Here is a 2,660-nt window from a genome sequence, read left to right on the forward strand (position 1 = left end):
CTGGTCGCCCCGCCGCAAGCGGCAGGCGTGCGGGCCGGCCAGGTAGGCCTCGCTCTTGTGCAGGCCCAGCGTCTCGGCGCGGCCGTAGACCGCCTCGACGGTGCGACGCAGGCGGCGGGCCAGCACCGCGGTCGGCGTGTCGGGATACTCCCGGCGCATCCGCGCGTCGTCCTCCGCGCTCCAGAGGCGCTTGCCGGCGCGGTAACGGTCAGGCTCCTTCTTCCTCATCGTCCGCTTCCGTGTCCGCGGTCACCGCGCGCCGCCCTTCTTCGCCGCCTTCTTGGCTGTGTGGCCTTCTTCGCCGCGGCCTTCTTCGCGGTCTTCGCCGCGGCCACGGGCTGCGCCTTCGTCTCGGCGGCTTTGGCGAGCGCCTCGACCTCGCCCTTGAACGCCCGCTCGAACGGTGCCGGATCGGCGCCGAAGGCCTGCAGGATGCGCAAGCAGGTCTTCAGCTCGAAGTTGACGGAGTACTCGAGCGGGTCGTCGTCCGGCATGTGCGCCGTCACCAGCGCGAGTGGCAGGTCTTCGGGGAGCGCCTCGGTCGGCGGGTCGCCGAGGTCGAGCGCATCCCAGAGATAGGCCACCATCCTCAGATCGGTGAACGACCGCGGCACCGCGGCCTGCAGGGCCTCCAGGATCTGCGGGTGCACGGCGCGGTAGGCGGCCACGTCGCGCTTGCGCTCGGCCTCTTCACGCTTCTGCCGTTCCTCCCAGCTCGCTTCCTTCTTGGCGGTCTTCTTCGCCGGTGTCTCTGTGGCGCGTTCCTTCGCGCGCTTCTCGCGTTCCCTGATTTCCGCCTTCCAGTGGACCTTGCACTTGTCCCGGGCGATGCACACCGGGTAGGCCGTGCCGTACCCGGGCCCAACGACGACCACACCCAGGACGCTGTGCTCGCAGGTCGGCGAGTCGACGCGCGTCTCGCCGTAGCGGCCGCCGCGGGACGTGCCCTCGGTGCCGTCGGCCCGCTTCCAGGACTGGCGGCCGTAGACGCGCGAGCTCGGATCCTTGACGTCGTCGTCGATCCGATAGTCCTCGGTGATCTGGATGACCTTCCGGCCGCGGCCGGGCTCCTGCTGTGCCGCCTCCACCTTGATGGCCGTCTCGCCGAAGTCGAGCGGCGCCGTCTGGGCGAAGTGCTCGACGTCGAAGCGGACGTGGCGCGCGATCCAGGCTTCGAGCTCCTTCACGGTCCGAGCCTTCAGGCCGGCATACGGATCGGCGGTCGCTCGCTCACTGGCGTCTTCGGCCTCGTCGTAGAGGGTGCGGCCCATCGACTGCCAGAGTCCGCCGGGCTCACGCTCTCGGCCGAACTTCTCGGGGTTGCCCGGATCGATCGCCCGCTCCTGATCCTCGGGTTTGAGCTTCGCCAGGAGCTCGGCGTGCGCCACGCCGATCCGCTCCGCGTCGAGCAGTTGCTGCAGCGCCGGGATGAGCTGCGCGAGCCGCATCCGGTCGACGACGTACTTCTCCGATCGCCCGATCCGGTCGGCGATGTAGGCCGCGGAATACTTCGCCCGGTTGCTGTCGATGAGCCGGCGATACCCGCGGGCCTCCTCGAGCGGCGTGAGCGCCTGGCGCTGGATCGCCGAGAGGAGCTGGATCTCGAGGACCTGGTCGTCCTCGAGGTCGCGCTCGACGACGGGCAGCTCGTGCACGTTGCCGGCGAGCTGTGCGGCGCGGTAGCGGCGCTCGCCGTCCACGATCTCGAGCCCAGTCTGGTCGGGCCGCGACCGCACCAGCAGCGGCACCAGCACGCCATGCACGCGGATGTTCGCGGCGAGGTCGTCGAGATCATCGAAATGCGTCCGAGGGTTCAGTGGCGACGGAGACAGGTCGGCCAGCGCCGCCTGGTAAGCCGAGTGCCGCGGGGGGGATGCGACTGCGGGTGCCATGGATGTGATTTCTCCTTGGTAATGATGGGGCTATGCAGACACGGCGCCGTTCGGCTTGCGCTTCGCCTGCCCGGCCTCGACCTGGTGGGCATGTTCCGCCTCGGGATCGTGCTTCGCGCGCTTCGACCGCGTCCCCCGCTTCGCCGTCGGCCGGCTCCGCTTCTCGCGATCGGCCATCGACTCGACGGGGGCCTCGCCCTCGTCCCACATCGGCGCCGGCGGGGTCGCATCGTCGGCGTCGTCCTCCGACTCGTCGTCGAAGTCGAACGACGGTTCCGCCTCGCTCCAACTCACAAAGCACTGCGCGTGGAAATACTGCTGCGCCGCGGCCAGCTCGGTCGGCCCCACCGGCCCGAACGCGACGGAGAACACCGCCGCCAGCGCGCGGGAATCCTTCTGCACGCGCACGTAGCAGCCGTTCACGCGCACCTGGTCGAAGCAGAGCCGCGCGCTGTCGGTGTCAGACGAGGCGTAGAGGTCCATCCGCTGTCGCGGGCAGTGGAGATTGAACGCCACGCGCTCGATATGCGGCTTCGGCGTGCCGTCGGTCATCTTGAACACACTGGTGCGCACGTTCGAGTCGCCACCCAGACCCTCGTCGATGGCCGCCGCCAGCTCCGGCGTGAACGGGTCCACCTTCAGCGTCAACTTGAGCACGGTGACCTCGTCGCCCCCGCGCCGCTTCTCGACGCCGAGCTGCACCGCCTCGACGAACATCCCCACCTTCCCCACCGAGAACAACCGCGCTCCTGCCATCACCCCACCAGC

Annotated in this window: 3 protein-coding genes; all 3 read right to left on the reverse strand. The window is 69.7% G+C overall.

Going from position 1 to position 2,660, the window contains the following annotated elements:
- On the reverse strand, positions 1–228 hold a 228-nt coding region (locus IT347_07825; GenBank protein ID MCC6349482.1), incomplete at its 3' end, for a hypothetical protein.
- The gene (locus tag IT347_07830; GenBank protein ID MCC6349483.1) at positions 225–1,892 is read right to left on the reverse strand and encodes a ParB/RepB/Spo0J family partition protein; all 1,668 of its coding nucleotides are present in this window, start codon (positions 1,890–1,892) and stop codon (positions 225–227) included. The genes IT347_07830 and IT347_07825, both read right to left, overlap by 4 nt.
- A gap of 30 nt (positions 1,893–1,922) precedes the next feature.
- Positions 1,923–2,633, reverse strand: a complete 711-nt coding sequence (locus tag IT347_07835) for a hypothetical protein (protein MCC6349484.1) — start codon at positions 2,631–2,633, stop codon at positions 1,923–1,925.
- Positions 2,634–2,660 lie beyond the last annotated feature (27 nt).

Source organism: Candidatus Eisenbacteria bacterium (assembly GCA_020847735.1).
Taxonomy (GTDB): Bacteria; Eisenbacteria; RBG-16-71-46; order RBG-16-71-46; family RBG-16-71-46; genus CAIXRL01.

What these genes read in the sequence shown, in the direction of transcription:
- IT347_07830 (MCC6349483.1), bottom strand. Translation starts at nt 1,892, where the DNA reads ATGGCACCCGCAGTCGCATCCCCCCCGCGGCACTCGGCTTACCAGGCG.